Source organism: Streptomyces sp. CB03238, assembly GCF_002099185.1.
In the GTDB taxonomy this organism is placed as follows: Bacteria; Actinomycetota; Actinomycetes; order Streptomycetales; family Streptomycetaceae; genus Streptomyces.
Map to the genome: position 1 here is coordinate 423,485 of NZ_NBCN01000007.1, position 25,048 is coordinate 448,532.

Below are 25,048 nucleotides of genomic sequence, written 5' to 3' on the forward strand. Positions count from 1 at the left end.
CAGCCTTGTTAGTCTTGCCCACAGCCCGACCGCTGGTGCATCCCCCGTCGCCAGCGGTCGGGCACTTTCATGTCCTGAGGAGAAGCCCACCTCCGGTCGTCAAGACCTCTTGAGGAGTCATATGCTGGCAATGCCCCTCGATCGGAACGGTGAGCACCCATGGCGAAGGCGTACGAGAAGATCGCCGATGAGCTGCGAGATGCCATCCGCGCCGGCCGCCTACGCCCGGGCGACCGGCTTCCGGCCGAGTCCGCGCTTGCCGAGCGGCACAGGAAGAGCGTCCCGACGGTGCGGGAGGCGCTCCGCCTTTTGCAGGACGAAGGGCTGATCGAAAAGCAACACGGGCGCGGCAACTTCGTCCGCCGGCCCCGGACCCGCGTACTCCGCACCAACACGCGCCACCAGTGGGAGAAGCGCCGCGCCCGCGAGCCCGAGCAGGAGCGGCTGCAGACCGGCGCCACTGAGCACGACACCGGCCTCCAGGTGAACGACCTCGTCTTCCACGCCTCCTACGGCGAGGCCAAGGCGGACACGTCCCTGGCCGAGGCCTTCGGTGTTCCTGCGGGTACGGCCCTGGTCGAGCGGATCTACCGGACGCGGTACGCGGCGGAGACCGCGCCCTTCGCGCTCGTGAGCTCGTACCTCGTACGCGACATGGTCGCCGTGAACCCGGACCTCCTGGACGAGACCAAGGAGCCCTGGCCCGGCGGCACGCAGAATCAGCTGCTGACGCTCGGTATCGAGCTCGACCGCATCGAGGAGCGGATCACCGCCCGCCCGCCGACGCCCGAAGAGTCCGAGGAACTGGAGCTCCCGCCGGGGACGTCGGTCATCGTCCTCCGCAAGACGTCCTACGACACCGACGACCGGGCCGTGGAGATCTCCGACGTGACGCTGCCCGGCGACCGCACGGAAATGCTGTTCACCACCCCTCTGGAAAGGTGGTGAGTGCCGTGACCCGGCGCATCGTCATCGTCACCGCTGTCCACGCCCCGTCGGCCCCGTTCCTGCCGGACGCGTACAAGTCGGTCTGCGAGCAGGACCTCCCGGACGGCTGGGAGTGGCACTGGGTGATCCAGGAGGACGGCAAGACCGACCAGGTCGCCCCGCACGTCCCCGACGACGAGCGCGTGACCTTCCGTCAGGGCCGGCCGGGCGGCCCCGGCGTCGCGCGCATGATGGCGCTGGCCCACGCGGACGGCGACTACGTCAAGGTTCTGGACGCCGACGACCAGTTGGCCCCCGGGGTGCTGGCCCGCGATCTGGCCGCGCTCGAAGCGGACGCGTCGATCGGCTGGGCGACCTCCCGCGTGCTCGACCTGCTGCCGGACGGCTCGACCGCCGGCTTCCCCGGCGACCCGCAGCCCGGCGCGATCGAGCGCGGCGAGGTCCTGGCGTACTGGAAGGCGAACGACTTCCGCGCCCAGGTCCACCCGGCCACGCTCCTCGTCCGCCGGGACCTGCTCCTCGCTCTCGGCGGCTGGATGGCCCTCCCCGCCTCGGAGGACACCGGACTGCTGATGGCCCTCAACGCGACCAGCCGCGGCTGGTTCTCGCCGGAGGTGGGCCTCCTCTACCGCAAGTGGCCCGGACAGGCGACGAGTCAGCCCTCCCACACGGAGGCTGCGGAGCGGGATGCCCGGATGGCTGTCGTGGAGGCGCGGGCGCGCTCCCTCGCGGACCTGCAGTGGCGCTACCCGGCCGAGGGCCAACGGCTGACCGGAACCTCGTAGACCATCGCGCACAGCGCGGCGGGCACGACGATCGCCCTCGGCCACTCCCCCTCAGTAGAGCGTGTCGGCGTCGACCCTGGAGAAGACCAGATCGCTCTCGCCCGTGATGGGCCCGTGGAGTCGTTCCGGAACGCGGGCGGCCCCGCGAAGCGCCGCCACGTAGCTCTCCGGCGTGTAGTCGTTGACGAGCAGGTACGGATGGAAGCCGTACGCCCCCATCGCCTCCAGGAGCTCGTCGGCGGAGTCTCCGAGCTGCGCCATCCGCTCCGGGGTGACCTCCACAGTGATCTCCGCGTCGGGCCGGAGCCGGGAGAGCAGCGGGGCCATCCCGCGCACGACGCTTCCCTCGGCGCCTTCCACATCGATCTTGATCACGCGGGCCCCGGCGATCTCCTCCGCCGTGAGGAGATCCGGCAGCGGTCGCGCCTCGGTCTCGAAGGCCGACTCGGCCGGCCCCTCGTACGGAACGATGCTGTTCGCGCCCATGTTGGCGGAGCTGGCCAACACGAACGTCAGGGTCTCCTCGGTGTCCGAGACGGCGCCGTTGACCGCGCGGATGTTCCGGTAGTCGTTGAGTGCGACGTTCCGCAGGAGGCGCTGGTGGAACTCCGGCGATGCCTCAATGGCGACGACCTGGCCCTCGTCCCCGACGAGCTGCGCGGCGAGGAGGCTGAAGTAGCCGATGTTGGCGCCGACGTCGATGTACGTGTCCCCGGGTCGTAGTCGCCTCCGGAGCCAGCCGGTCATGTACGGCTCCCAGACCCCGAACAGGTAGAGGTACCGCTGGATGAGGTCCTGGGTGTCGACGGCGACCAGGGCGCCGAACCTCGTCTCGGTGACGCGCCGGCGGGGGTGTTCCCGCAGGTGGCGGTTGAGGACCCGGCGGGCGAGCAGGGTCTTGCCCGCGGAGACGGGGGCATCACGTACGTACCGGCGTCCGAGGGTCACCAGGGCCTCTGAGACGGGGGTGATCATCCGCTTGCCTCTCTGTGGGCTTCACCTGGAACCGTAGCGCTCGGTGCCGCTCCCGCGTCTTGTTGCCTCGGTCAATTAATTCCGGCATTGCTCTGGCCTCCTCGAAGGGTGCGTGTCACCCTGCCGCCGACGAGCGCACCGGCAGACGAGGAGACGGTCATGACCGCACCCCACGGCACCGCCCAGTCCGAGGCAGCCCTTCGCGCCCGCCACGGTGCCCGCGCACGGAGTGCCGTGGACCGGGCGGTGGCGGCGTGCCGCCACGCCCGAGTCGTCGACAGCCAGGCGAAGCTCGTGCCCAACAGCCCCGAGTCGAAGGCCGCCCACGCGGTACGCCTGGCCGGCCAGTCCGTCGACGCCCTGGCAGAGAGCGTTCCCGACCCTGCGGCCGACGCGCGGTGTGCCCGGAACGCCGCCGCCACCGCCACCGTTGCCGCCCAGGTGGCGCTGTCGCACGACGGCGGTGGCGAGCTTGCCGAGGCCGCCTACCGGAGCGCGCTCCGGGCGTCCCTGGCCGCCGCGGAGGCGGCGGGCGGCCGGGCCCTGGGGCGGGACGAGGAACTGAACAGCAAGGCCGAGGACGCGGAGGCGGCGGCCATTGCCGCGGCCAGGGCAGCGGGCTGGATCTAGCGCCGTACGGCCATTCCGTACCGCCACCCGTCCGGCGGTCGGCGTGCGAGCCGGCCGCCGGACTGCGTCCTACCGCTCAGCGGGTGCCCGCAACGGCGGACAGATCCCGGTCGAAGGGCAGATCGAGCATCCGGATCGCGTTGCCCCGCAGGAGCTTGTACACGACATCGTCGGGGAGCCCCGCGACGTGATCCGCCGCCACCTGCTTCGTGTGCGGCCACGTCGAGTCGACGTGGGGGTAGTCGGTCTCGAAGGTGGCGTTGTTGACGCCGACTGTCTCGATCGCCTCGATGCCGTGCTTGTCGCGGAAGAAGCAGCAGAAGATCTGCCGGTAGTAGTACGTGGACGGGGGCTCGGGGATCAGGTCGCGGACCCCGCCCCACGCCCGGTGCTCCTCCCACACGTCGTCGGCGCGCTCCAGCGCGTACGGGATCCAGCCCATCTGGCCCTCGCTATAGGCGAGCTTCAGCCGGGGGAACTTCACCAGGACTCCGCTGAAGAGAAAGTCCATCATCGATGCCATCGCGTTGTTGAAGCTCAGCGCGGCCTGGACGGCCGGCGGGGCGTCCGGGGACGCCGCGGGCATCTGCGACGACGACCCGATGTGCATGTTGACCACCGTCCCGGTCTCCTCGCAGGCCGCGAAGAAGGGGTCCCAGTAGCCGCAGTGGATGGACGGCAGCCCCAGGTACGTCGGGATCTCGGAGAAGGTCACCGCGCGCACGCCCCGGGCGGCGTTGCGCCGGATCTCCGCCACTGCCAGGTCGATGTCCCACAGCGGGATCAGGCAGAGCGGGATCAGCCGGCCGCCGCTGTCGCCGCACCACTCCTCCACCATCCAGTCGTTGTACGCGCGGACGCAGGCCAGGCCCACCTCCTTGTCCTTCGCCTCGGCGAAGGTCTGTCCGCAGAAGCGCGGGAAGGTGGGGAAGCAGAGCGAGGCCTCCACGTGGTTCATGTCCATGTCGGCGAGCCGGGCCTTCGGGTCCCAGCAGCCACGGCGCATCTGTTCCCGGGTGATGCCGTCGAGGGTCATCTCGTCGCGGGAGAAGCCAACGGCGGCGATGATCCGCTTGTACGGGAAGATCTCGCCCTCGTACCGCCACCAGTCCGTGAGCTGGCCGTCCGGGTCGGTCGTGAACCGGTACTTCCCGCCGATGTACTCCAGCTCCCCGATGCCGGCGGTGAAGGGCTTCGGCCCCCGGTCGCGGTACTTGCCCGGCAACCAGGTCTCGAAGAGGTGGGCGGGCTCGATCACGTGATCGTCCACGCTGATCACCCTCGGGAGATCCATGGTGCCGCTGTCGTCGGTAGCCACGCCGCTTACCCCCTGCCCCTCGCCGGTCTCCCGACAAGGATCTGACGATCCATCAGATGCAGGTTATGGGCAGGCCCCGCAAGCGGCAAGGCCGACGCGGCGGCGGTACCCCTTGTCAGTCGAGCGCCGTTCCGCTGAACTGACGATCCGTCAGACAAACTGGAAAGGGGCCCTCGATGCAGACGATCTGGCTCGACGGAGCCGAGTGGACGGCGGTTCTTCGGATAGGCCTCGGCCTGTGGTGGCTGGAAAGCTGGCGCCACAAGGACAAGAAGGACTGGTTCGCCGGCGGCGGGATCCGCTGGGCGGCGGGGGTGGCGGCCGAGCACCGCTGGGGTTTCGTCCGCCAGGGCTTCGACCACGTCGTGAAGCCCCGCCCGCGCCTGATGGCCTACCTCGTCGCCTATGCCGAGCTGGCCCTCGGTCTCGGGCTCGTCTTCGGGTTCCTGACCCCGATCGCGCTGATCGCCGGGCTGATCCTCAACCTGATCTACCTGATCCTGATGATTCACGACTGGGGCGAGCAGGGACAGAACCTGATGATGGCGCTGATCTCGGCCGTCGCCTTCTTCGGCATGGGGTGGCAGACCTGGTCACTGGACAGCGGCTTGGGACTCTTCGGCTAGTACCGGGCCCCGGCCGGTGGGGTGCGGCAGCAACTCCTAAGATGCTGTGGGTACCTGAATCAGCATCATGTCCGGGGGACGGGGACGCATGGGGAGCGCCGAGCAATGGGTCACGATCGCCGCGGTGTTGCTGGGCGCGCTGACCACCCACCTCACGACGTACGCCATGGAGCGCCAGCGCAAGAAGCACGAGCTGGTGACTCGCTGGGACAACAGGAAACTTGAAGCGTACGAGCACTACATCGACAGCGTCCGCGCCTGCATCTTCCTGGCGGTCCACCTCTATGAGTGCCGCGAGGGCCTCCGGGAGCGGGACAAGTCCGACCAAGAGCTGCTGGCCGAGATGTCGGAAGCCGGCCGGACCCGGGGCCGGGCCTTCGAGCGGATCATGCTCCTCGCCGGTGACAATGTGGTGGAGGCCGCGCACGAGCTGAACGCCGTCGCCCTCCGGGTCGACTGGCAGGCCAACGGCAAGGCTGACGGGACCCTGGAGGAGTGGCGCGAGCGGAACCGCGCTGTGTTCCGGGCGATCAACGAGTTCCACGAGCAGGCACGCAGGGACCTCGGCGTGGACGGCAGTGTCTCCGGCGAGAAGCACCCCGAGCGCGACCTCCTGCTCCCCTCCGCTCGTCGCGAGGGCGACACCCCCAACAGCTCCTGAGTGCTCGGGCACTCGCGGGGTGCCGGGGAGTGAGCGGGGAGCACCCCACGAACCGGCAGCCGCCGACCGCCCGCCCTCGGTCGAGGCGCCTCGCCGACGCGAACCGGTCGGCGTGGGCGCCCCGCACCAGAGACACGGTCAGGCGTCCGGAGCACCGCCGAAGCGCGCTCGGTAGGACTCCAGGTCCTCTTCCGTGATCTTCGCGAAGAGCACCGGCGGTACGGTGAACGCGGTTCCGGCCGGTACGGCGTCCAGGGCCTTGGCCTGCTCGGCGGTCACCCAGGTCGCGGTGTCGTTCTCCAGCGCGAAGGCTCCCCGCATGGCGGCCGCCGTGGCCGGGATGAAGGGCTCGGAGACGACCGCGTACAGGTGGATCAGGTTCATCGCGGTACGCAGGGTCAGCGCGGCACCGTCCGGGTCCGTCTTGATCTCCAGCCAGGGCGCCTTCTCCTCCAGGTAGGAGTTGCCCGCGGACCACAGCGCGCGCAGCGCTGCGGCGGCCTTGCGGAACTGGAGCGCCTCCATGTGCTCCTCGTACTCGGCCAGCAGACGCGCGATTTCGTCCCCCAGCTTCGCCTCGGCTTCGCCGGCGGCGCGGCCCGCCGGGACGTCGTCGCCGAACCGCTTGCGGGAGAAGGACAGCACGCGGTTGACGAAGTTGCCGAGGGTGTCGGCCAGGTCCTTGTTGACCGTGGCGGTGAAGTGCTCCCAGGTGAAGGACGAGTCGTCCGACTCCGGGGCATTGGCGATCAGGAAGTAGCGCCAGTAATCGGCGGGGAGGACCTCCAGGGCCGCGTCCGTGAAGACGCCACGCTTCTGGGAGGTGGAGAACTTGCCGCCGTAGTACGTCAGCCAGTTGAAGCCCTTGACGAAGTCGACCTTCTTCCACGGCTCGCGGACACCCAGCTCGGTGGCCGGGAACATCACCGTGTGGAAGGGGACGTTGTCCTTCGCCATGAACTCGGTGTAGGTGACGTCGTCCGCCTCGTACCACCACGACTTCCAGTCGCGCCTCTCACCGTCCGGGGCGGCGTCCGACCACTCCTTCGTCGCGCCGATGTACGCGATCGGGGCGTCGAACCAGACGTAGAAGACCTTGCCCTCGGCGGCCAGCTCCGGCCAGGTGTCGGCGGGGACGGGCACGCCCCAGTCCAGGTCTCGGGTGATCGCGCGGTCGTGCAGGCCCTCGGTCAGCCACTTGCGGGCGATCGACGAGGACAGGTGCGGCCACTTCTCGCTCACCGAGTCGATCCACGCCTCGACCTCGTGCTGAAGCTTGGACTGCAGGAGGAAGAGGTGCTTGGTCTCGCGGACCTCGAGGTCCGTGGAACCGCTGATCGCGGAGCGCGGTTCGATCAGGTCGGTCGGGTCCAGGACGCGCGTGCAGTTCTCGCACTGGTCGCCGCGGGCCTTGTCGTAGCCGCAGTGCGGGCAGGTGCCCTCGACGTACCGGTCCGGCAGGAAGCGGCCGTCGACCGGCGAGTACACCTGGCGGATCGCGCGCTCCTCGATGAAGCCGTTCTCCTTGAGCTTGCGCGCGAAGTGCTGGGTGATCTCGACGTTCTGCGGGGAGGAGCTCCGGCCGAAGTAGTCGAAGGCCAGCTGGAAGCCGTCGTACACGGCCTTCTGGGCATCGTGGGCCTGCGCGCAGAACTCGGCGACGGAGAGCCCAGCCTCCTTGGCGGCCAGCTCGGCCGGCGTGCCGTGCTCGTCGGTGGCGCAGATGTAGAGGACGTCGTGACCGCGCTGGCGGAGGTACCGGGCGTACACATCGGCCGGAAGCATCGACCCGACCATGTTGCCCAGGTGCTTGATCCCGTTGATGTAGGGAAGCGCGCTGGTAATCAGGTGTCGAGCCATCCTCGGATGCTCCATTTCGTACGTACGGCGCCGGTGACAGTGCCACGGCGGACCCAAGTCGGGAGGCTGCAGCCGATGCGATCACACGCATCGGCACGTTCCGTCACGCATGGTGACGGAACGGGTCTACAGGCCACCACCATCGTATCGAAACGGGGGTTTGCCCATCCCCAGGGTTTTTCCGGCCGGCCCCGGCGGAACGCGAAAGGCGCTCGGCCGTCCAGGACAGGCGGCCAAGCCAGTCCCGTACGGCCGAGGCGGCCCCCATCTCAGAACCACCGCATCGCCACGGGTCCGCGTCCGCCACACCCGTGGTGGACAGCCTGATGAAGAACCAGTGGCCCTCGCGGCACTGGCGGAAAGCGTCGGCACCGAAGCCGGCCGCCAGGCGTGGCAAGGACTCACCACACTGGTGAGGCGCCCGTTCCGGCGCGGCGAGACGGCACAGGGCACTGCCGAAGGGCGGCGTCACCCGGATGGGCCCGGTGCGGTCGCCCGGTGGGTGGGGGCGCGGGACGCTCGGGGAATGAGCAACCCGTCCGAGGGGCCGAGTGGCCCGGTTCATCACGCGTATGCCCATCACACCGCTCACCAGGAAGCCGGGGGCGGCGGTGGAGGTGGGTGGGCTTCCGGCGGAGCCATGTTCGCCGGCGTACTGCTGATGGTGGGAGGCGTGCTGGGCATGCTCCAGGGGATCGCGGGCATCGCCGAGGACGACGTCTATGGGCGCGTCGGGGAGTACGTCTTCGAGTTCAGCGTGAGTGCGTGGGGCTGGATCCACCTGGTGCTCGGGCTGCTGGTCGCCGCCATCGGTGCGGGGATCCTCAGCGGGGCGGAGTGGGCGAAGGCGATCGGGGTGGCGCTGGCCGCGCTGGCGGTGATCGCGAACTTCATCTGGCTGCCGTACCAGCCGGTCTGGGCCATCGTCTCGATCGCGATCGCCGTCTTCGTCATCTGGGCGCTGTGCGCCGAGGACACGACCCCCGTGGCGCCCATGAAGCATTGAGGGGCCGTATCCGGCCGGCTGGGCGGCGCCGGTCAGGGACGAGCGGGCTTGGCGGCCTTGAGGGAGTACATCAGCGGGACACGGGCCCGGTCCGGCGGGAAGCGGTAGTAGCCGTCCTCGTGCCGCGCGAGCGCCGTGAAGCGCGCGAAAAGCGAGACGTCGTGCTCGTGCAGGAACTCGATGCGCAGCCCCGCCGCGGCGAGGGCGGAGACGACCTCGCCGATGGGGTGCTGCCACTCGACGCTGCGGTGGTGGATGGTCGGGGCGTCGAAGTCGGCGTACGTGCCCGGCGTCTCGTCCAGCCACGCGTCGCGGGCGAAGTAGTCGTGGACGAGCCGTGAGCCGGTCTCGTCGTCCAGGATGTCGGTGAGCGGATGGAACTCCGCGAGGTAGAGGAACCCGCCGGGCGCGACGAGCGACGCGGCGGTCTCGGCCCAGCGGTCGACGTCCGGCAGCCAGTTGAGCGCCCCGGTGCCCGTGTAGACGATGTCGTACGCGGTGTCCGGCACCGCCTCGGCCGCGTCGTACACGTCCGCGGTCACGAACGCGGCCCGCTCGGGCGTGAACCCGATGTCGTCGGCGAGGGACCGGGCTGCCTCGACGGCCGGCTCGGAGAAGTCCAGCCCGACGACCCGAGAGGCCCCGCGGCGCGCCCAGGACAGGGTGTCCAGCCCGATGTGGCACTGCAGGTGCAACAGCGACCGCCCACCGACGTCGCCGACCTCCGCGACCTCGAAGTCGCGCAGCGTGTCCTTGCCGGCCCGGAAGGCATCGAGGTCGTAGTAGTCACTGGCGACGTGAATGGGCACGCGCTCGTCCCAGAGGGAACGGTTCGCCTCGCGCCAGTCACCGGGGGTCGGGGAGTACATGCGCCGGAGGTTATCCACAGGCTGGGGGCACGGCGAGCGAATTGTCGTGGCGATCGGGTTGACTGAGGAAGCAGGCAGCGGACGGTACGCGCCATGTCACGGACGTGTGCGCCGAACTACCGCCGGATGACCCGATCTTGTCGCCCGGCCTGCGAAGACCACTTGCGATCGCAACTGATAGAAAGGCAACTCTGGACTACTGGCCATGTCATGTGAGTCACAGGGGGCTCACGGCACAGGAGAACGCGAATCGGGAGGTACGGGGTGACGTTCGCGGACGAATGGACTCATGTCAAACAGGACGCCGCAGCGCGGATGAACCTCGCCGGCGCGGACGGCGACGGCTGGGGCGGGGGCGAGGGAAGCGGCGGGCTCAAGACCAGTAAGGCCGCCTGGACGAAGGCGGGAAGCGGCGTCGGGTCGCTGAGAGGCACCATCAGGGAGGGCCTGACAAAGCTGGAGGACGCCCAGCAAGGCCTCGGTGCAGGATCCACCGGCAGCGGCGCTTTGCAGAGCGCGGCTGCCCAGCGGGAGCTGCACACCTCGTGGAAGCGTTATATGGAAAACGTCAGCGGCAGGTGCGGGGCCATTCAGAGCCTGCTGGAGAAGGTCGGCAGCGACCAGCTCAAGACCGACCAGGCGATTGAGTCCGAGTTCGCGAAGCTGGGCAAGTCGTACGAGGACACTCCCGCCGTCGGCGGCCAGAGCCGAGGCCGGTGATCGGCAGCCATGGACTACGCGACGCTCAAGGCCCTGAAGATCTCCGAGTTCGAGGAGGCCGCGGACGGGTACCGCGCGGCCTGCGACATGGCCAGCAAGGCCAAGGACCGGATCGAGAACGAGATCACCGCCGGCATGCGCAAGCAGCTTGAGGGCAAGGCCCTGGACGCCGCCGCCGGAGAGCTGCGGGACCTGGCAACCAACTTCCACTACACGCAGGTCGAGTGCGGTCTCATCAGCACGGCGCTCAACGCGCTCGCGGCGGACCTGACCGGCCCCAAGAAGGCACTTGACGCCGCCGTCGCGGACGCGGAGGCCGCCAACTTCGCCGTCCTGCCGGACGGGTCGGTCCGCTATCCCGCCGGTGGGGAGAAGGTCGACGGCAAGGTCCCGGAGGGCGGCACGGTCACCGGAAGCGCCAAGGGAGCCGGATCCTCCGCCCCGATCGACCCGGCCGGGGACGCGAACGACCTGGCGAGCGCCCTGGAGCGGCAGGCGGCCAACATCCATCCCAACCCGAACTTCGGCCGGGCGGTCGAGTTCGCCAACCGCATAGCCCAGGCGATCTCCGACGCCACGGAGGCGGACGCGCGGTGGGCACCGAAGCTGCGCGCGCTGAAGGCCGACGACGACCTGACCGTCTCGAAGGAAGACTGGGCGGACGTACACGCTGACACGGGTGGGGTCCGCGCGGGCGCCAAGGACTACCTGAAGAGCATCGAGGCACCGCCCAAGGACGGCAGTCCCGCGCAGAACGCGGCATGGTGGCAGGGCCTGTCCCAGGAGGAGCAGGAGAGCTACCTCTCGCTGAACTCGGCCACGATCGGTGCGATGGACGGTCTCCCGGCCACGGTCCGCGACGAGGCCAACCGCGTGGTGCTCCGCGACGAGCAGAGCAGTACGGCAATCGCGCTCCAGAAGCACCTGTCGGGCGAGCCGAAGCGCTACGAGATGAAGTACACCCTTCGCGGTGACCCGATCGGGGAACGGGAGACCGACGAGTGGAAGAAGTGGAACGAGGAGAGGGAACGGCTGCAGGGCCGCCTGGACGGGATGAGCGCCATCCAGAGCCGCTTCAACGAAACCGGCAGGGAAGGCCTCCCGGAGGCGTATCTCCTGGGCTTCGACCCTGAGGGCATGGGCAAGGGGAAGGTCATTCTGGCCAACGGCAACCCGGACACTGCGGACCACACGGCCATCTACGTACCCGGTACGGGTACGAACCTTCGTGGCATTGAAGGTGACCTTAACCGCAGCGAGGCGCTGTGGGTGCAGAGCAACAAGATGGCGGGCGGGGCGACTGTGTCCACCATCACCTGGTTCGACTACGACGCCCCGCTGTCGGCGAAACCGTACACCGACGGAGGGGGGCTGCTCCCTGAAGCGATGTACGACGACCAGGCCGCGGAAGGCGGTCCCAACCTGCGCGCGTTTCTCGACGGCAACCGGGAGGCCCACCTTGTCGCCAGCGGCGACAAGGGACACACCACGCTCATGGGCCACAGTTACGGCACCACGCTCATCGGTGACGCCGTGAAGTCCTACTCGCCGGGCTTCTTCGACGGCCCCCTGAAGGCGGACGACATCATCGCGGTGGGCAGTCCGGGCATGCAGGCGGACCATGCGGCCGACCTGGGAGTCGAGCCAGGCCACATGTGGGCCATGGCCGCACCCAGCTCCAAGGACCAAGTGCCCCTGCTCGGTTCGCTGGTCGGCCTTGGCGACCATGGGGTCGTCCCGACGGATCCCGAATTCGGGGCCAACATCATGGAAACCGATTCGCAGGACCACAGTGGCTACTGGGATGTGAGCGAGAACGGTAACGCGTCCGTCAGCCTGAAGAACCAGGCCCGTGTCATCGTCGGCGACTACGGAAAGGTGACCGTTGAATAAGAACCGCTCTGCGTTCAAGTACATGATTCGACGAACCGTGCTCGGTTCCGCTTCGGCGCTGGGCCTTGTAGTGATGATGGGATGTTCATCCATGACGGAGCCGAGCGCCGAGCAGATTCTCGGCTACCAGCCTGAGGTCCGGGAGATCGCACCGGCGAAGCGGCAGGTGAACGACATCTCCAGTCGTGTCCTCGATTGGATGGGGGTCGAAGGAACCGTTTCCGAGCCGGCGGCCGGAGTGCGCGCCTGCGACGCGGTCGACCCGAAGCTGACGAAGTACTACGTCGTCTCGCATCCGTGGAGCATCTACGACCTGCGCAAGGGAACCTTCGAGCAGGCCATGCAGAACCTCCGTGTCCAGTTGCCGAAGCACGGTTGGGAGATCACGAAGGACGGCCCGATGAAAAGCCGGGACAAGGACCCGCAGATCGTGGCCGTGGACCGCAAGAGTCACCACACGCTCACGGTCGAGTGGCTCAGCAACAGGGCCGGCTCGCTCAAGGACATGATCGGCGTCGATGTCGATTCGCGCTGCTACCGCGCGCCCGAGGGTACGGACATCTACAAGGAGAAGTGACCCGCACGAGCCGCTGCGACCATCGGGTTACATGGACGCATGACTGAACCGACAGATACGCAGGCACAGGCCATGCCCGACTGGGAGAAGCGGTTCCGGGCGCCGCGGGTGTCGTTGCCGGAGTGGGCGTGGGACGCGCCGGGCAGGGCGTTGTTCGTGTCGAACGCGACCGGGACGTACGAGCTGTACGCGTGGGACCGGGGCACCGGTGAGCAGCGGCAGGTGACGGACCGGACCAACGGGACGACGGACGGCGTATTGTCGCCGGACGGGGAGTGGATCTGGTGGTTCTCGGACACGGACGGCGACGAGTTCGGCGTGTGGATGCGCCAGCCGTTCGGGGGCGGGGAGGACGAGCCGGCCACACGGGGGCTGGAGCCGTCGTATCCGGCGGGGCTGGCGATCGGGCGGGACGGCACGGCGGTGGTCGGGCGGTCGACGGACGAGGACGGTTCGACGATCCACGTCGTACGGCGCGGGCGGCCGCCGGTGGAGATCTACCGGCACCGGGAGTCGGCCGGGGTCGGTGACCTGTCGCACGACGGGACGCTGATCGCGCTCGAGCACACCGAGCACGGTGACGCGATGCACGCGGCGGTGCGGGTGGTCCGGCCGGACGGGGCCGTGGTGGCCGAGCTGGACGACACCAAGGGCGGGACGGAGGAGCTGGGGCTCACCGTGCTGGGCTTCGCGCCGGTGGACGGGGACACCCGGCTGCTGGTGGGGCACCAGCGGCGCGGGCGCTGGGAGCCGATGCTGTGGGACGTGGCGTCGGGTGCGGAGACGGAGCTGCGCCTGGACCTGCCCGGTGACGTGTCGGCGGAGTGGTACCCGGACGGGTCCGGGCTGCTGGTCGTGCACAGCTTCGAGGCGCGCAGCGAGCTGTGGCGGTACGAGATCGCGACGGGCCGCCTGGTGCGGGTGGACACCCCGGCCGGGTCGGTGTCCGCTGCGACGGCACGGCCGGACGGGGCTGTGGAGTACCTGTGGTCGTCCGCCGCGCATCCGCCGGTGGTGCGGTCCACAGCGGGCGGCGTCGTGCTGGAAGCGCCCGGCATGAAGGCGCCCTCCTCGGTGCCGGTCGAGGACGTGTGGGTGCCGGGGCCGGGCGGGCGCATCCACGCGCTCGTGCAGCGGCCGGCCGGGGCGGAGGGTCCGCTGCCGACGGTGTTCGAGATCCACGGCGGCCCCACCTGGCACGACAGCGACGCGTTCGCCGCGGCCCCCGCCGCCTGGGTCGACCACGGCTACGCGGTGGTGCGGGTCAACTACCGGGGCTCGACCGGCTACGGGCGGGAGTGGACGGACGCGCTCAAGCACCGGGTCGGGCTGATCGAGCTGGAGGACATCGCGGCGGTACGGGAGTGGGCGGTGACCTCCGGCCTCGCCGACCCGGACCGGCTGGTCCTCACCGGCGGATCGTGGGGCGGTTACCTGACTCTGCTCGGGCTCGGCACGCAGCCGGACGCCTGGGCGCTGGGCCTGGCCGCCGTACCGGTCGCCGACTACGTCACGGCGTACCACGACGAGATGGAGGCTCTGAAGGCCCTCGACCGCACCCTCTTCGGCGGGTCGCCGGAAGAGGTCCCGGAGCGGTTCGAGGCGTCGTCGCCGATCACGTACGTGGACCGGGTGCGGGTGCCGGTGTACATCTCGGCGGGCGTCAACGACCCGCGCTGCCCGATCCGGCAGATCGACAACTACGTGGACCGGCTCGCCGCCCGGGACGCGGTGCACGAGGTGTACCGGTACGACGCCGGGCACGGCTCGCTCGTGGTGGAGGAACGGATCAAGCAGGTGCGGCTGGAACTGGCCTTCGCGGCCAGATATCTCGGGACCCGGGCGTAGGGGAGGTGACCGTGTTCCGTACCGTGGGGGTGTGTACCGGTTCCTGACGACGCCCCGCTGGTGGGGGATCAACATCTTCGTCGTGCTGGCGATCCCCTTCTGCATCTTCATGGGGACCTGGCAGCTCGGCAGGTTCGAGGACCGCGTCGACTCCCACCAGGAGGCGGAGCGGCGGCCGGACCCGGGCTCGGTGAAGGCCGCGCCGCTCGACGAGCTGCTGCCGGTCGACAAGGAGACCTCGGGCCGCCACGCCACGGCGACCGGGCGGTACGGGGAGCAGTTCCTGGTCCCGGGGCGCGAACTGGACGGCAAGGACGGCTCGTACGTCCTGACCCTGCTGCGCACCGAGGGCGGGAAGTCGCTGCCGGTGGTACGCGGCTGGCTGCCCGACGGCGGCAAGGCCCCGGCCGCGCCGGCCGGCGAGGTGACGGTGACCGGCGCCCTCCAGGCATCGGAGCACACCGGCAGCGCGGGTGTGCACGCGACGGGCGCCCTTCCGCGTGGTCAGGTCGGCATGATCAGCGCGGCGTCCCTGGTGAATGTCGTCCAGGACGACGTCTACGACGCCTGGATCACCCTCACGCACTCCCCGGCGGGCCTGACCCCGGTCCCGGCTGCCGCCGCGGAGGGCAGCGGGCTGGACCTGAAGGCGTTCCAGAACCTCGGGTACACGGGTGAGTGGTTCGCCTTCTCGGGCTTCGTGCTCTTCATGTGGTTCCGCCTGTTCCGCCGGGAGGCCGAGCAGGCGCGCGACGAGGCCCTGGGCCTTGGCACGCCCGTGGAGCCCGGGGCGGAGGCAGGGGCGGCGCCCGAGCCCCGGCCGGGACCGGAGCCTGCCGCGCGGCCCTGAGGGCTTGGCCTGGGCGGCCGAAGTCGGGCGCCTGCAGCCGGGCGTGGAGCTCCGGTGGTCAGTGCCGGGCACTCAGGAGTGACGGAGACCTTCCCGCCCGCACAACGGGCCACCCGCCGGGGCCCCCGCCCTCGTCGCCCGCCCCGCGCCCGCGCAACGGGCCACCCACCGCACCCCCGCCTGTCCGGCGCCGCACGGGACGCGCCCACCGCGCCCACCACGCCCACCGCGCGCGCCGGGGCGCCGCACCGCCGCGTTACTGGGTCGGCAGCAGGCCCGTCCGGTAGATGGTGCCCGCGCAGGCGTTGGGGATGGCGGCTTCGGCCGACGGGGCACCCGGTTCCGCGGTGTGGGTGACCGTGACGCTGCCTTCCGCACGGGTGCCGGTGCCGTCGTCCTCCTTGCCGAGCTGCGGTTCCGTGGCCGCCGAGCCCGTACCGTCCGAGCCGGCGCCCTCCGACGACGTACCGTCCGTGGGCGTGGTCGGGTCGGGCGAGGCTTCGCCGCCGCCCGCGCCGCCGCTGCCGTCGCCGCCGTCCACCGGGCACGTCTCGCTCGGCACCCAGGCGAACTTCACCTCGTACGCGCCCGACGGCTTGAGGAGCATCGGCGCCGGTGCCTCCTGGGACGGGTCGGGCAGGCCCGTCGCGGGGTCGCCCGCGGCGTGGGCGACGACCGTGATCTTCGCCTGGTCGGCCGCGCCCATCGCCTGGAAGGCGACGCTTCCGGCGCCGGCGATCGAGCAGTCGGTGCCCGAGACGTTCGCGATGCGGAAGGTGCCGTACACCTTGCCCTCCGCGTCCGGCTGGCCGGCCTCCGCGGAGGCCACACCCAGCTGGGCCGCCTCGCACAGCGGCACGCTCTCCGGGACCGAACTGGTCGGTGCCGCCGTGCCGCCCACGGTGCCGTCCGAGGTGCCGGCCGCGGGCTCGCCCGGCTTCTCCACGGGGTCCTCGCCGTCCTTGCCGCCACCGCCGGTCCCCTGACCGGCCGCGGTGCTGGGCGCCCCCGGTCCGCCGGCCTCGCCGCCGGTCTCCTCACCCGTGCCGCCCTGCACCTGCTCGCCGTGCCCGGCGTTCACGGGGCGGTCGTCGGAGGTGCCGCCGGAGCTCGCGACGTGGACGAACGCGGGGACCGCCGTGCCGAACAGCAGCGCGGCGGCGGCCGCCCCCACCAGAGCCTGCCGTTTGCGCGCCCGCCGCGCGGGCACCGCCCGGCGCAGGTGGTCGAGGGAGCCGTCGGCGGGCCGCAGGTCCTGCACCGCGCCATGGAGCATCCGGCGCAGCGCCAGCTCGTCGGCACCCAGCTCACCGGCGTCCGGGAGGCCAGGAAGGCCCGGGACGTCGGGGACATCCGGGAGACCCGGAAGATCCTGGGCATCCGGGAGATCCGAGAGCTTCTTTTCCGGCCCGTTGTGCCCGTTGTGGCCGTTGTTCACAGTTCCGTTCCCAGTCCGGTCGTTCTCGTTCAACGGCCCGTCCGGCCCATACCGCTCAAATGCACTCATGCCGTGGCCTCCATGGCGACGCGCAGCGCCGCGATGCCACGTGACCCGTACGCCTTGACCGAGCCGAGCGATATGCCCAGCGTCTCGGCGACCTGCGCCTCGGTCATGTCCGCGAAGTACCGCAGCACCAGCACCTCCCGCTGGCGGCGCTGCAGCCCGCGCATGGCCTTGATCAACGCGTCCCGCTCCAGCTGGTCGTACGCGCCCTCCTCCGCGCTCGCCATGTCGGGCATCGGCTTGGAGAGCAGCTTCAGACCCAGGATGCGGCGGCGCAGCGCGGACCGGGACAGGTTGACCACGGTCTGGCGCAGATACGCCAAGGTCTTCTCGGGGTCACGGACGCGGCTCCGCGCGGAGTGGACGCGAATGAACGCCTCCTGGACGACGTCCTCGCACGAGGCGGTGTCGTCCAGCAGCAGCGCGGCGAGACCCAGCAACGACCGGTAGTGGGCGCGGTAGGTCTCGGTGAGGTGGTCGACGGTCGTACCCGCGGTCGGCGTCGCCTCGGCGCTCTCGACGGTCTCGGCGCCGCGCTGGGACGGGATACGGGTCGTACGCCTAGCGGCGGGCATGGGCGCGATCACCGGCATGCCGCCGGGCCGACGAGGCCGCCGGAGCGGGCGCACAGCGCCCATGCCCACGCCGACCCCGCCGCCGGCCCCTGCTCCGCGAGCGCGGAGCGGAACCACCGCTGTGATGTCGAGTACCTCTGCCACGCCTGTTGGACACGCTTCCCCCCGTCAGGGTTGTACGCGCACGCAGCCGCTTTTGACGGTGCGTCGTTTGCCCTCATGCGTACCCGCCCCAATGCCCCGAAATGGCGGGCGCCGCGAAGGGGCGACCGCATAGACGCTTCCCGCCCGACCACCGGTTGCGGCAAGGGGGTACAGCATCGTCGAACATGCCATCGCCCCAGTTCAAGTGGCACAGACCGAAGACTTGCTCACAGGGCGTTCACAGATTCTACAAAGATCCGACGATCCGATCATCGCGGATTACGCCGAGATCAGGACGGGACAAGTCCGGATCAGGCTGGATCAGGCCGAGAACTCGGCGGCGACGGCCTCCGCGATCTGAGCGGCGTTCAAGGCGGCGCCTTTGCGTAGATTGTCGCCGCAGACGAACAGCTCCAGCGCCCGGTCGTCGTCCAGCGACCGCCGCACCCGCCCCACCCACGTCGGGTCGGTGCCCACGACGTCGGCCGGCGTCGGGAAGTCCCCGGCCGCCGGATCGTCGTACAGCACCACACCGGGCGAGGTCGCCAGGATCTCGTGCGCCCGCGCGACCGTCACCTCGTGCTCGAAGCGAGCGTGTACGGAGACGGAGTGGGCGTTCAGGACCGGTACGCGTACGCAGGTCGCCGCCACGCGCAGCTCCGGCAGGTCCAGGATCTTGCGGGCCTCGGCCCTGATGCGCAGCTCCTCCGAGGACCAGCCCTCCTCCCGGAGCGCCCCCGACCAGGGCACCACGTTCAGCGCGAGCGGGGCGGCGAACGGCCCGGTGTCGTCGCCGACGGCCCGGCGCACATCACCGGGGCAGGCCCCCAACTCCGTACCGGCGACCAGCGACAGCTGCTCGCGCAGCGCGGTGACGCCGGCCTGCCCGGCGCCGCTGGCGGCCTGGTACGCGGAGACGACCAGCTCGCTCAGGCCGAACTCGGCGTGCAGGGCGCCCACCGCGACGATCAGCGCCAGCGTGGTGTCGCCGGGGCACGCGACGATCCCGCGCGGGCGTACGCGTACGCAGTGCGGGTTGATCTCGGGGACGACCAGCGGAACGTCCGGGCCCATCCGGAACGCCGGCGAGGCGTCCACCACCACGGTGCCCTTGGCGGCGGCGACCGGCGCCCACTGGGCGGCGACCGCCTCCGGCACCAGGAGCACCGCCACGTCGGCGCCCTCCAAGGCCTCCTCGGACAGCGCGAGCACCTCGACCTGCTCCCCGCGCACGGCCAGCTTGCGGCCGGCCGAGCGCGGGGAGGCGATCAGGCGTATGTCGCCCCAGACGTCAGCGTGCTGCGACAGGATCCGGAGCATCACCGCACCGACGGCCCCGGTCGCTCCCACGACCGCGAGCGTCGGTTTACGGCTCATCGCGCGGTCACCGCCCGGTGCCTCCGTACACCACTGCCTCGTCGGAGTCGGAGTCCAGGCCGAAGGCGGTGTGGACGGCGCGGACGGCCTCCTTGACGTCGTCGGCACGGGTGACGACCGAGATGCGGATCTCGGATGTCGAGATCAGCTCGATGTTCACGCCCGCGTCGGACAGCGCCTCGAAGAAGCCGGCCGTGACACCCGGGTTGGTCTTCATGCCCGCGCCGACCAGGGAGATCTTGGCGATCTGGTCGTCGTAGCGCAGCGACTCGAAGCCGATGAGGGCCTTCTGCTTCTCCAGGGCGTCGATGGCCTTGCGGCCCTCCGCCTTGGGCAGCGTGAAGGAGATGTCGGTCAGCCCGGTCGACGCGGCGGAGACGTTCTGCACCACCATGTCGATGTTGACCTCGTTGTCCGCGATGGTACGGAAGATCGCGGCGGCCTCGCCCGGCTTGTCCGGCACTCCGACGACAGTGATCTTCGCCTCGGACGTGTCGTGGGCGACACCGGAGATGATGGCCTGCTCCACCTTGCGGTCCCCTCGCGGTTCGTTGCTGACCCATGTGCCCTGGAGCCCCGAGAAGGACGACCGGACGTGGATCGGGATGTTGTAACGGCGTGCGTACTCGACGCACCGGTGCAGCAGCACCTTGGAGCCGGAGCTGGCGAGCTCCAGCATGTCCTCGAAGGAGATCCAGTCGATCTTCCGGGCCTTCTTCACGACCCGGGGGTCGGCGGTGAAGACACCGTCGACGTCGGTGTAGATCTCGCACACCTCGGCGTCGAGCGCCGCGGCGAGCGCGACGGCGGTCGTGTCCGACCCGCCGCGCCCGAGGGTGGTGATGTCCTTCTTGTCCTGGGAGACGCCCTGGAAGCCCGCGACGATGGCGATGTTGCCCTCGTCGAGCGCCGTACGGATCCGGCCCGGCGTGACATCGATGATGCGCGCTTTGTTGTGGACCGAGTCGGTGATGACGCCTGCCTGGCTGCCCGTGAACGACTGGGCCTCGTGGCCCAGGTTTTTGATCGCCATGGCCAGCAGGGCCATGGAGATCCGCTCTCCGGCGGTCAGCAGCATGTCGAACTCACGCCCGGCAGGGATCGGGGATACCTGCTCGGCGAGATCGATCAACTCGTCCGTCGTGTCGCCCATCGCCGAAACCACGACGACCACCTGGTGGCCGTTCTTCTTGGCATCGACGATTCGCTTGGCGACGCGCTTGATGCCCTCGGCATCGGCAACGGAGGAGCCTCCGTACTTCTGCACGACAAGGCCCACGTGCGCTCCTCGCTCAGTCCGTTTGCGGTCAGCTCAGTCTAACGAGCGGCCGGGAAACGCCCCCGCCATATCACATCGTGAGATGTCCCGCTCACAACGCGATCACGACGCGATCATCGTGGGGCGCTTCACGGCCGCTCGGCTTGTGCCTGCCCCTCCCCGTGGGGCGTACGCGGAATGTGTGGCGGGTCACGTACCGGGGCAGGTGGCGGGTCACGCGCCGGGGTACGTGGCGGGTGCGTACGCCAAGCCGTGCCGTGAAGCCCGAGGCGCCGGATCTACTTGACCGTACGCATCCCCAGCGGGCCGAGGATCTCCTGGGCCATCACCCGGCCCGCTTCCTCCGCGAGCGCCTCCTCCGTCAGGTCCTCGTCCGTGTCCAGCCCGTCCAGCTCCTCCAGCGGCTGGTCCAGGCGGACGTGCGAGACCAGGGACTGGAGGGCCCGGAGGGTCGCCGAGGCGGTCGGACCCCAGTTGGAGAAGTACGAGAACTGCCACCACCACAGGGCCTCCGTGGTGCGGCCCGCCCGGTAGTGGGCCAGCCCGTGGCGCAGGTCCATGACGATGTCGGCCAGGTTGTCGGAGATCCGGCACGGTACGGGCGCCTTGCGCGGCTCGTACGGGTCGAAGACCTCCGAGAAGACGTCCACCGGGTCGAGCATGGCCGCGAACCGCATCCGCAGGTCGTCGACGTCCTGGTCCGGTCCCGTGTCCGGTTCGTACCGCTCCTCCGGGATGATGTCCTCGTGCGCCCCCAGCCGGCCGCCGGTGAGCAGCAGCTGGGAGACCTCCAGGAGCAGGAACGGGACCGCGCTGTCGGGCTCGTCGCCCTTGGCCACTTCCGTGGTGGCGACGATGAAGGACTCGATCGAGTCGGCGATCTGGACCGCGAAGCTGTCGGGGTCCAGGGAGTGCGCGTGCAGTGTGGCGTCAGACATCGAGGAGTCGTCTCCCTTCGAACGCACGCCCGAGCGTGACCTCGTCGGCGTATTCCAGGTCTCCGCCAACGGGAAGTCCGCTGGCGAGGCGCGTGACCTTCAGGCCCATGGGCTTGACCATGCGCGCCAGGTACGTCGCGGTGGCCTCCCCCTCCAGGTTGGGGTCGGTCGCCAGGATCAGCTCGGTGACCGTTCCGTCCGCCAGACGGGCCAGCAGCTCGCGGATCCGCAGGTCGTCCGGGCCGACGCCCTCGATCGGGCTGATCGCGCCACCGAGCACGTGGTACCGCCCACGGAACTCGCGCGTCCGCTCGATCGCGACGACGTCCTTCGGCTCCTCGACCACACAGATGACCGCCTCGTCACGGCGCGGATCCCGGCAGATGCCGCACCGCTCCTCCTGCGCGACGTTGCCGCACACGGCGCAGAACCGCACCTTGTCCTTGACCTCCAGGAGGGCATGGGCGAGGCGGCGTACGTCGGTGGGCTCGGCCTGCAGGATGTGGAAGGCGATCCGCTGGGCGCTCTTGGGACCGACGCCTGGCAGCCTGCCCAGCTCGTCGATGAGGTCCTGAACCACGCCTTCGTACAACGGAACGCCTCTCGTGGAGTGCTGTGATGCTTACGGTAGTTGCTGTGCGTACGGGTTAGAAGGGCGGGCGCCGGAGCCGTTGGGCGGGGCCCCGGAAGCCCAGGCCCAGGGCCGCCGGGCCCTGGAAGCCCAGGCCCAGGGCCGCCGGGCCCTGGAAGCCCAGGCCCGGGGTGCCGCCGGGCCCTAGAAGCCCAGGCCCGGGATGCCGCCGCCGCCCAGGCCCTGGGCCAGCGGGCCGAGCTTGGCCTGCTGGAGCGCCTGCGCGTTCTCGTTCGCGGCCTGGACTGCGGCGACGACGAGGTCGGCGAGGGTCTCGGTGTCCTCCGGGTCGACCGCCTTGGGGTCGATGACCAGGGAGCGCAGCTCTCCGGCGCCGGTCACGGTGGCCTTCACCAGGCCGCCGCCCGCCTGCCCGTCGACCTCGGTCTGCGCCAGCTCCTCCTGGGCGCGGGCGAGGTCCTGCTGCATCTTCTGGGCCTGCTGGAGGATCTGCTGCATGTTGGGCTGGCCACCACCGGGAATCACGGTCACTCCTGGCATTTCGACGATGAGTATTCGGTACGCCGAGCCTACGTGGTCGCCGGACGGTGTGCCCCATCCACACGGCCTCACTCTTTCGAGTGAGAAACGGGCGTGCCCCCTAGCTGATCAAGGCGCTCTTGCGGGCGGAAATAGCGGGATTCCGCACTTCCGGCCCACCATTCGGCGGTAGGAAAGGGCATGCGCACCAGTACGCACACGCGCACCGCACCGCCCGCACGATACGGATTGTCACGCAGAGCGCAGAGGAGTGCCCCGGTGAGCCAGCCGGAGATGCAGCCCGGGGGCCCCGCCCGGGGGGAGGGCGACAGCCACGACCGGTACGGCGGCCACGGCGGTGATCTGACCGGGCGGCCGTTTCCGCTCGGCGACTGGGGCGAACCGGCGGAACGGCTGGACGAGCTCTACCGGTGGGTCGAGAGCCAGGCGCTGCGGACGGCCGAGTGGTACCTGGAGGACCGCCTCTGGAAGCGGCGCGGCGCCCGGGCCCTGCGGATCGGTACGGCGCTGGGCGCGATCGCCGGCGCCGGGTTGCCGCTGCTGGACCTGACGGGCGCCCTGGACGGGGCGTCGGGGTGGGGGTACGTGTCGCTGCTGCTGGGCGCCGCGTGCCTGGCCTGCGACCGGTACTTCGGGTTCACATCCGGGTGGATGCGGGACGTGGCGACGGCGCAGGCGGTGCAGCGGCGACTCCAGGCGTTCCAGTTCGACTGGGCGGCGGAGAGCATCCGGGAGGTGCTGGGCCCGACGGAGGGCACGGCGAGCGAGGCGGCGGAGCGGTGCCTGGGGGTGCTGCGGCGGTTCTCGGAGGACGTGACGGAGCTGGTGCGGGCGGAGACGGCGGACTGGATGGTGGAGTTCCGGTCCGGCCCGGCGCCGCTCGTGATGCAGTCGACGCTGTCGTGCGCGCCGCCCCGGGCGGAGGGCGGCCACCCTACGGGCCGCATTCCGCTCCCTCCCGGCACCCGCCCCAACATGCCGCGCCAGCGCCCACCGGAGCCCCGCTGACCGCCCCGCTCCGGGCCATCAGCTGAAGATGATCATCGAGCCCTGACCCAGGCTGCGCGTCGCCGCGGCGTGCAGCCCCAGCCACACATGGCGCTCGCGGGCGAAGGGGCTCTCGTCGTACGGGATCGGCCCCGCGGGCTCCTCCAGGGCCGTGGGCCGCTCCGGCGGGTGCGGCGCGGCCGGCGGGTTCGCGGGGTCGATGCCGATCGAGGGGGCGACGTACTCCAGCTCCCGCAGCAGGCCCTGGGCGGAGCCCAGCGGGCCGCCGCCCGCCAGCAGCTCCTCGTTGGACAGCGGCGCGGGGAAGTCGACGGGCACGTACGCACCCGCGTGGTCGTAGTGCCACACCAGGTGGGACTGCTGGGCCGTCGACTCGAACATCTCCAACAGCTGCTCGTAGTCGCCGCCCAGCTCGTCGACCGGCGTGACGGCGAGGCCGCAGATCTGGAGCAGGTAGGCGCGGCGCAGGAAGTGCAGGGCGTCGTAGTCGAAGCCGGCGACCGGGGCGACGTCGCCCGAGAGGCCCGGCATGTAGGCGAAGACGGGCACGGTCGGCAGGCCGGAATCGGTGAGGGCCTTGTCGTACGCGGCGATCTCTTCGGCGAAGGGGTTGTCGGGGCTGTGGCACAGCACGTCGACGAGGGGGACCAACCACAGGTCACAGGCCAAGGGAGACTCGCTCTCCTTCAGTTCGCGTTCACGGCAGGCGGTCGGGACAGACGGTCGGGACAGGTTAATGCGCGGCTCGGGTGCACATCCCATACCCATACGGCATGGGCGGTAAGAGCCGTACGAGCCGTCAGCGCAGCCCGTCCAGATGGTCGGCCCACCGCATCGAGTGCTCGTTGTACGCGTCGACGACCGCCATCACCGCCTCGGGGTCGGCGCGCGTGACCGCGTCGACGAGCTCCTCGTGGCCGTTCCACAGCCAGGCGCCGGGCTCGCGGGCGGCGCGCAGGTGCGGCACCGCGAACACCCAGGCCTGGACGCGCAGCCGGTGCAGGAAGTCGGCGATGTAGCGGTTGGCGACGAAGCCGCTCAGCTCCCGCCAGAACCGCAGGTCGTACCCGATCAGGACGTCCAGGTCCCCGGCGCGCGCCGCCCGCGCCGCCTCCTCCGCCCGCCGCCGTACCGACACCAGCGGCGCCCCGTGCGCGTGGAGGGCGCCCGTCCGGTCGCACAGGCGGCGGAAGATGCCGTCCACGATGAGCGCGCGGGCCTCGACCATGCCCCGGTAGTCCTCGACGGAGAACTGGTGGACGCGGAAGCCCTTGTGCTGGTCGGAGTCGAGCAGGCCCTGTGCCGTGAGGTCGACCAGCGCTTCCCGTACGGGCGTCGCCGACACCCCGTACTGCTCGGCGATGTGCTTGACCGTGAACTCCTGCCCCGGCTGGAGACGGCCCGCGAGCACCTCGTCACGCAGCGCGTCCGCGATCTGCTGCCGCAGGGTGTTGCGGGTGACAGCTCCGCTCGCGGGCATGGCTTCTGGCCCCCTCCGTCCGGTTCCGGACACCTTAAGCCAGCC

Annotated in this window: 25 protein-coding genes; 12 read left to right on the plus strand and 13 right to left on the minus strand. The window is 70.4% G+C overall.

Going from position 1 to position 25,048, the window contains the following annotated elements:
• Positions 1-159: 159 nt before the first annotated feature.
• The gene (locus tag BKD26_RS15025; RefSeq protein ID WP_084898324.1) at positions 160-948 is read left to right on the plus strand and encodes a GntR family transcriptional regulator; all 789 of its coding nucleotides are present in this window, start codon (positions 160-162) and stop codon (positions 946-948) included.
• A gap of 5 nt (positions 949-953) precedes the next feature.
• A complete protein-coding gene (locus tag BKD26_RS15030) occupies positions 954-1,733 on the plus strand; it encodes a glycosyltransferase (RefSeq protein ID WP_084898325.1) in 780 nt (259 codons plus the stop codon).
• Positions 1,734-1,784: 51 nt separating this feature from the next.
• On the opposite strand, the gene BKD26_RS15035 is transcribed toward BKD26_RS15030, so the two are convergent.
• Entirely contained in the window at positions 1,785-2,708 is a 924-nt protein-coding gene (locus BKD26_RS15035; RefSeq protein WP_084898326.1) for an FkbM family methyltransferase, read from the minus strand.
• Between the two features lie 159 nt (positions 2,709-2,867).
• On the opposite strand from BKD26_RS15035, the gene BKD26_RS15040 reads away from it, so the two are divergent.
• A complete protein-coding gene (locus tag BKD26_RS15040; protein WP_084898327.1) occupies positions 2,868-3,338 on the plus strand; it encodes a hypothetical protein in 471 nt (156 codons plus the stop codon).
• A 76-nt stretch (positions 3,339-3,414) separates the two neighbouring features.
• On the opposite strand, the gene BKD26_RS15045 is transcribed toward BKD26_RS15040, so the two are convergent.
• On the minus strand, positions 3,415-4,632 hold the full coding sequence (locus BKD26_RS15045; RefSeq protein WP_084898507.1) for an amidohydrolase family protein: 1,218 nt from the start codon (positions 4,630-4,632) through the stop codon (positions 3,415-3,417).
• Between the two features lie 200 nt (positions 4,633-4,832).
• Here BKD26_RS15045 and BKD26_RS15050 point away from each other — a divergent pair, with 200 nt between their 5' ends.
• Together BKD26_RS15050 and BKD26_RS15055 are read left to right on the plus strand one after the other, a co-directional pair.
• On the plus strand, positions 4,833-5,282 hold the full coding sequence (locus BKD26_RS15050; RefSeq protein WP_084898328.1) for a DoxX family membrane protein: 450 nt from the start codon (positions 4,833-4,835) through the stop codon (positions 5,280-5,282).
• An 88-nt stretch (positions 5,283-5,370) separates the two neighbouring features.
• Complete coding sequence (locus BKD26_RS15055) at positions 5,371-5,943, plus strand: hypothetical protein (protein WP_084898329.1); 573 nt, start codon at positions 5,371-5,373, stop codon at positions 5,941-5,943.
• A gap of 138 nt (positions 5,944-6,081) precedes the next feature.
• On the opposite strand, the gene metG is transcribed toward BKD26_RS15055, so the two are convergent.
• Positions 6,082-7,803, minus strand: a complete 1,722-nt coding sequence (metG, locus tag BKD26_RS15060; protein ID WP_084898330.1) for a methionine--tRNA ligase — start codon at positions 7,801-7,803, stop codon at positions 6,082-6,084.
• A gap of 640 nt (positions 7,804-8,443) precedes the next feature.
• Between metG and BKD26_RS15065 the strand changes: the two genes are divergently transcribed.
• Complete coding sequence (locus BKD26_RS15065) at positions 8,444-8,809, plus strand: hypothetical protein (protein ID WP_084898331.1); 366 nt, start codon at positions 8,444-8,446, stop codon at positions 8,807-8,809.
• 32 nt (positions 8,810-8,841) lie between these two features.
• On the opposite strand, the gene BKD26_RS15070 is transcribed toward BKD26_RS15065, so the two are convergent.
• On the minus strand, positions 8,842-9,678 hold the full coding sequence (locus BKD26_RS15070) for a class I SAM-dependent methyltransferase (protein WP_084898332.1): 837 nt from the start codon (positions 9,676-9,678) through the stop codon (positions 8,842-8,844).
• A 264-nt stretch (positions 9,679-9,942) separates the two neighbouring features.
• Between BKD26_RS15070 and BKD26_RS15075 the strand changes: the two genes are divergently transcribed.
• The 5 genes from BKD26_RS15075 to BKD26_RS15095 are packed head-to-tail and all read left to right on the plus strand — an operon-like array spanning position 9,943 to position 15,566.
• Positions 9,943-10,398 carry a hypothetical protein gene (locus tag BKD26_RS15075; RefSeq protein WP_241518665.1) on the plus strand — a complete coding sequence of 152 codons (456 nt, stop codon included), beginning with the start codon at positions 9,943-9,945 and terminating at the stop codon, positions 10,396-10,398.
• 9 nt (positions 10,399-10,407) lie between these two features.
• The gene (locus BKD26_RS15080) at positions 10,408-12,291 is read left to right on the plus strand and encodes an alpha/beta hydrolase (protein ID WP_084898333.1); all 1,884 of its coding nucleotides are present in this window, start codon (positions 10,408-10,410) and stop codon (positions 12,289-12,291) included.
• On the plus strand, positions 12,284-12,868 hold the full coding sequence (locus tag BKD26_RS15085; RefSeq protein WP_143662654.1) for a hypothetical protein: 585 nt from the start codon (positions 12,284-12,286) through the stop codon (positions 12,866-12,868). Before BKD26_RS15080 ends, BKD26_RS15085 begins: the two co-directional genes overlap by 8 nt.
• A 39-nt stretch (positions 12,869-12,907) precedes the next feature.
• Positions 12,908-14,716: a prolyl oligopeptidase family serine peptidase gene (locus BKD26_RS15090; protein WP_084898335.1), complete on the plus strand. Its 1,809-nt coding sequence runs from the start codon at positions 12,908-12,910 to the stop codon at positions 14,714-14,716.
• Between the two features lie 31 nt (positions 14,717-14,747).
• Positions 14,748-15,566 (plus strand): SURF1 family protein, encoded by an 819-nt coding sequence (locus tag BKD26_RS15095; RefSeq protein ID WP_084898336.1) that lies wholly within the window; start codon positions 14,748-14,750, stop codon positions 15,564-15,566.
• A 256-nt stretch (positions 15,567-15,822) separates the two neighbouring features.
• Here the strand turns inward: BKD26_RS15095 and BKD26_RS15100 are convergent, their stop codons facing one another.
• From BKD26_RS15100 to BKD26_RS15130, 7 genes are all read right to left on the minus strand, one after another.
• Positions 15,823-17,073, minus strand: coding sequence for a hypothetical protein (locus BKD26_RS15100; RefSeq protein WP_241518666.1), 1,251 nt, complete (start codon positions 17,071-17,073; stop codon positions 15,823-15,825).
• On the minus strand, positions 17,070-17,708 hold the full coding sequence (locus BKD26_RS15105) for a SigE family RNA polymerase sigma factor (RefSeq protein WP_084898337.1): 639 nt from the start codon (positions 17,706-17,708) through the stop codon (positions 17,070-17,072). The genes BKD26_RS15100 and BKD26_RS15105 overlap by 4 nt, the downstream gene beginning before the upstream one ends.
• 402 nt (positions 17,709-18,110) lie before the next feature.
• Positions 18,111-19,166: an aspartate-semialdehyde dehydrogenase gene (locus BKD26_RS15110; RefSeq protein WP_084898338.1), complete on the minus strand. Its 1,056-nt coding sequence runs from the start codon at positions 19,164-19,166 to the stop codon at positions 18,111-18,113.
• A gap of 7 nt (positions 19,167-19,173) precedes the next feature.
• Positions 19,174-20,445: an aspartate kinase gene (locus BKD26_RS15115; protein ID WP_084898339.1), complete on the minus strand. Its 1,272-nt coding sequence runs from the start codon at positions 20,443-20,445 to the stop codon at positions 19,174-19,176.
• A 278-nt stretch (positions 20,446-20,723) separates the two neighbouring features.
• A complete protein-coding gene (locus BKD26_RS15120; RefSeq protein ID WP_073756842.1) occupies positions 20,724-21,383 on the minus strand; it encodes a DUF5063 domain-containing protein in 660 nt (219 codons plus the stop codon).
• On the minus strand, positions 21,376-21,975 hold the full coding sequence (gene recR, locus BKD26_RS15125) for a recombination mediator RecR (protein ID WP_064067261.1): 600 nt from the start codon (positions 21,973-21,975) through the stop codon (positions 21,376-21,378). Before recR ends, BKD26_RS15120 begins: the two co-directional genes overlap by 8 nt.
• Before the next feature lie 183 nt (positions 21,976-22,158).
• Positions 22,159-22,500 (minus strand): YbaB/EbfC family nucleoid-associated protein, encoded by a 342-nt coding sequence (locus BKD26_RS15130; RefSeq protein ID WP_079136718.1) that lies wholly within the window; start codon positions 22,498-22,500, stop codon positions 22,159-22,161.
• Positions 22,501-22,773: 273 nt separating this feature from the next.
• Between BKD26_RS15130 and BKD26_RS15135 the strand changes: the two genes are divergently transcribed.
• A complete protein-coding gene (locus BKD26_RS15135) occupies positions 22,774-23,523 on the plus strand; it encodes an SLATT domain-containing protein (protein ID WP_107417854.1) in 750 nt (249 codons plus the stop codon).
• An 18-nt stretch (positions 23,524-23,541) separates the two neighbouring features.
• Here BKD26_RS15135 and BKD26_RS15140 read toward each other — a convergent pair whose 3' ends face one another.
• On the minus strand, positions 23,542-24,192 hold the full coding sequence (locus BKD26_RS15140) for a hypothetical protein (protein ID WP_084898340.1): 651 nt from the start codon (positions 24,190-24,192) through the stop codon (positions 23,542-23,544).
• A 130-nt stretch (positions 24,193-24,322) separates the two neighbouring features.
• On the minus strand, positions 24,323-25,003 hold the full coding sequence (locus BKD26_RS15145) for a GntR family transcriptional regulator (RefSeq protein ID WP_084898341.1): 681 nt from the start codon (positions 25,001-25,003) through the stop codon (positions 24,323-24,325).
• Positions 25,004-25,048 lie beyond the last annotated feature (45 nt).